Origin of the sequence: Streptomyces albidus (ex Kaewkla and Franco 2022), from assembly GCF_013870515.1 — a bacterium.
Classification (GTDB): Bacteria; Actinomycetota; Actinomycetes; order Streptomycetales; family Streptomycetaceae; genus Streptomyces; species Streptomyces albidus.
On sequence record NZ_JACBXA010000380.1, the window covers coordinates 1 to 3,875 of the forward strand.

Below are 3,875 nucleotides of genomic sequence, written 5' to 3' on the forward strand. Positions count from 1 at the left end.
GACGCCTGACCCCTTGCGCCACCTCGCGGCACATCGAGGCGGGCGGCTCAACCGCCGTGCCGTGCGGCCGAGTTGCGCGGCGTACGGCCACCGGTGCAAAGCACAGGGCCCCGGGCGACAAAGCACCCGGGGCCCTGCGAAGGCTCACCTGCTCATGAACTCATCGGCTCACAGAGCCGTCATCACGTGCTTGACGCGGGTGTAGTCCTCCAGGCCGTACGACGAGAGGTCCTTGCCGTAGCCCGACTTCTTGAACCCGCCGTGCGGCATCTCGGCGACCAGCGGAATGTGGGTGTTGATCCACACGCAGCCGAAGTCGAGCGCACGCGAGAGGCGCATCGCACGGCCGTGGTCGGTCGTCCAGACCGACGAAGCCAGCGCGTACTCCACGTCGTTGGCCCACCCGATGGCCTGGCCCTCGTCGGTGAACTTCTGGATCGTGATCACCGGTCCGAAGACCTCGTTCTGGATGATCTCGTCGTCCTGGCGCAGCCCGGAGACCACGGTGGGCGCGTAGAAGTAGCCCTTGTCACCGACGCGTTCGCCGCCGGACTCGACCCTGGCGTGTGCGGGAAGCCGGTCGATGAAGCCCGTCACCTTCTCCAGGTGCGTCGGGTTGTTGAGCGGGCCGTAGAAGCAGTCCTCGTCGCTGAGGTCGCCGGTCTTCACGTCACCGGCCGCCTTGGCGAGCGCGGTGACGAACTGGTCGTACACACCCTCCTGTACGAGCACGCGCGTCGCCGCGGTGCAGTCCTGACCGGCGTTGAAGAAACCGCCGTCCCGGATGCCCTCGACCGCCGAGGAGATGTCCGCGTCGTCGAAGACGATGCAGGGCGCCTTGCCGCCCAGCTCCAGGTGGACGCGCTTGACGTCCCGGGCCGCGCTGCCCGCGACCTCGATGCCTGCGCGCACGGAACCGGTGATCGAAGCCATCGCCGGTGTCTTGTGCTCCACCATGAGGCGGCCGGTGTCGCGGTCTCCGCAGATGACGTTGAAGACGCCCTTGGGCAGCACCTCTCCCATGACCTCGGCCATGAAGACGGCCGATGCGGGGGTGGTGTCCGAAGGCTTCAACACGACCGTGTTGCCGGCTGCGAGCGCGGGCGCGAACTTCCAGACCGCCATCATCGCCGGGTAGTTCCAGGGTGCGACCTGTGCGCAGACGCCGACCGGCTCGCGGCGCACGTACGAGGTGAGACCTTCCATGTACTCGCCGGCCGACTTGCCCTCCAGCATCCGGGCGGCGCCGGCGAAGAAGCGGATCTGGTCGAGCATCATCGGCAGTTCTTCCTGCCGTGTCAGCTCCAGGGGCTTGCCGCAGTTCTCGCATTCGGCGGCCAGAAGCTCGTCGGCGCGTGCCTCGAGAGCGTCGGCGATCTTCAGGATCGCCTTCTGCCGCGCTCCCGGGGTGGTGTCGCGCCAAGCCGGAAACGCCTTGTCCGCGGCGGCCATTGCCGCGTCGACGTCGGCGGCGGCGGAAAGCGGGGCGGTGGCGTACACCTCGCCCGTCGCGGGATTGACCACGTCCGTGGTCCGCCCGTCAGCGGCGTCCCGGAACTCCCCGTCGATGTAGTTGCGCAGCCGACGCAGCTCGGTGGTCACTTCGCACCCCTCCTGCTCCGTTGTCCATTGGGTGAGGCGCCAGCCTAACCAGCATCGCTGCGCTTTCGATACACCACCACACTGAAGACGACGAATTCTGTTCTTGCGGGCACGTTTAGCTGCGGATTACATTGCTTATGGGTTGCAAGACAGAGGAGGTCTCATGCACAGTGTCGTGCGTGGCTCGAGACGCGAAGAAGACAAACGGCATCCGTTCGCTTGACCATGTGTCCCTGGCGATCATCGAACAGCTCCAGGAGGACGGCCGCCGCCCCTACGCCGCGATCGGCAAGGCAGTGGGCCTGTCCGAGGCGGCCGTGAGGCAACGCGTCCAGAAGCTCCAGGATCAGGGTGTCATGCAAATCGTCGCCGTGACCGATCCTCTCACCGTCGGCTTCCTGCGGCAGGCGATGGTCGGCATCAACGTCGAAGGCGATCTCGAATCCGTGGCCGACGCTCTCACCGAGATCGACGAGGTCGACTACGTGGTCATCACCGCCGGTTCGTTCGACCTCCTCGTGGAGATCGTCTGCCAGGACGACGAACACCTTCTCGAAATGATCAGCAAGCGGATCCGTTCGCTGCCCGGCGTGCGCTCCACCGAGAGCTTCGTCTACCTCAAGCTGCGCAAGCAGACCTACACCTGGGGAACTCGATAACCGTGAGCAAGGATCTCTCAAAGACTGCACACGACCACCTGTGGATGCACTTCACCCGCATGTCGTCGTACGAGAAGGCACCGGTCCCCACCATCGTCCGCGGCGAGGGCACCTACATCTACGACGCGGACGGCAAGCGCTACCTCGACGGCCTCGCGGGGCTGTTCGTGGTCCAGGCCGGGCACGGCCGCGCGGAGCTGGCCGAAGCCGCCAACAAGCAGGCGCAGGACCTCGGTTTCTTCCCCATCTGGTCCTACGCGCACCCCAAGGCGGTCGAGCTCGCCGAGCGGCTGGCGCACCACGCGCCCGGCGATCTGAACAAGGTCTTCTTCACCACCGGCGGCGGTGAGGCGGTCGAGACGGCGTGGAAGCTCGCGAAGCAGTACCACAAGCTCACGGGCAACCCCGGTAAGTACAAGGTCATTTCGCGGGCCGTCGCCTATCACGGCACCCCGCACGGCGCGCTCTCGATCACCGGACTGCCCGGGCTGAAGGCGCCGTTCGAGCCGCTGGTGCCCGGCGCCCACAAGGTCCCGAACACCAACATCTACCGCGCGCCAGTGCACGGCGACGACCCCGAGGCGTTCGGCCGCTGGGCCGCCGACCAGATCGAGCAGGAGATCCTCTTCGAGGGCGCGGAGACGGTTGCGGCCGTCTTCCTGGAACCCGTCCAGAACGCGGGAGGCTGCTTCCCGCCGCCCCCCGGGTACTTCCAGCGCGTGCGTGAGATCTGCGACCGGTACGACGTCCTGCTGGTCTCCGACGAGGTCATCTGCGCCTTCGGACGCCTCGGAACGATCTTCGCCTGCGACAAGTTCGGCTACATCCCGGACATCATCACCTGCGCCAAGGGCATGACCTCCGGCTACTCGCCCATCGGTGCGGCCGTCATCTCCGACCGCATCGCCGAACCGTTCTGGAAGGGCGACAACACCTTCCTGCACGGCTACACCTTCGGCGGCCACCCGGTCTCGGCGGCGGTGGCGCTGGCCAACCTCGACATCTTCGAGCGCGAGGGCCTCAACCAGCACGTGCTGGACAATGAGGGCGCCTTCCACGCGACGCTGAGCAAGCTCCTCGACCTGCCGATCGTCGGCGACGTGCGAGGCAACGGCTTCTTCTACGGCATCGAGTTGGTCAAGGACAAGGTCACCAAGGAGACGTTCACCGAGGAGGAGTCGGAGCGCATCCTGTACGGCTTCCTCTCCAAGGCGCTCTTCGACGCCGGGCTCTACTGCCGTGCCGACGACCGCGGCGACCCCGTCGTCCAGCTGGCACCGCCGCTGATCTCCGACCAGAAGGTCTTCGACGAGGCCGAGCAGATCCTCCGCTCGGTGCTCACGGAGGCGTGGACGAAGCTCTGACGGTGAACTCGCCGTTGCTCAAGCCCACTTGAGCGCGAACCACAGCTCCATGCGGACGTCCTGCTCGGCCAGATCGTGGCCGAGCAGTTCGCCGATGCGGGCGACGCGCTGCCGCACGGTGTTGCGGTGCACCTCCAGAGCCACCGCCGTACGGTCCCAACTGCCGTTCAGCGACAGCCACATGCGCAGCGTCTCCACCAACTCCGGCCGCCCGTCGAGCGGTGCGAGCCTTGCGCGCGCCAGCGCCCGG

General features: G+C 66.8%; 4 protein-coding genes. 2 read left to right on the top strand and 2 right to left on the bottom strand.

The annotated features are described in order from the left end of the window. Positions 1–168 precede the first annotated feature (168 nt). On the bottom strand, positions 169–1,602 hold the full coding sequence (locus H5J26_RS29205) for a gamma-aminobutyraldehyde dehydrogenase (protein WP_181768974.1): 1,434 nt from the start codon (positions 1,600–1,602) through the stop codon (positions 169–171). A gap of 170 nt (positions 1,603–1,772) precedes the next feature. On the opposite strand from H5J26_RS29205, the gene H5J26_RS29210 reads away from it, so the two are divergent. Continuing rightward, complete coding sequence (locus H5J26_RS29210; protein WP_419183866.1) at positions 1,773–2,261, top strand: Lrp/AsnC family transcriptional regulator; 489 nt, start codon at positions 1,773–1,775, stop codon at positions 2,259–2,261. Continuing rightward, positions 2,246–3,625 carry an aspartate aminotransferase family protein gene (locus H5J26_RS29215; protein ID WP_181768977.1) on the top strand — a complete coding sequence of 460 codons (1,380 nt, stop codon included), beginning with the start codon at positions 2,246–2,248 and terminating at the stop codon, positions 3,623–3,625. The genes H5J26_RS29210 and H5J26_RS29215 overlap by 16 nt, the downstream gene beginning before the upstream one ends. A gap of 18 nt (positions 3,626–3,643) precedes the next feature. Here the strand turns inward: H5J26_RS29215 and H5J26_RS29220 are convergent. Continuing rightward, a partial coding sequence (locus tag H5J26_RS29220) for a helix-turn-helix domain-containing protein (RefSeq protein ID WP_181768976.1) occupies positions 3,644–3,875 on the bottom strand: 232 nt, incomplete at its 5' end.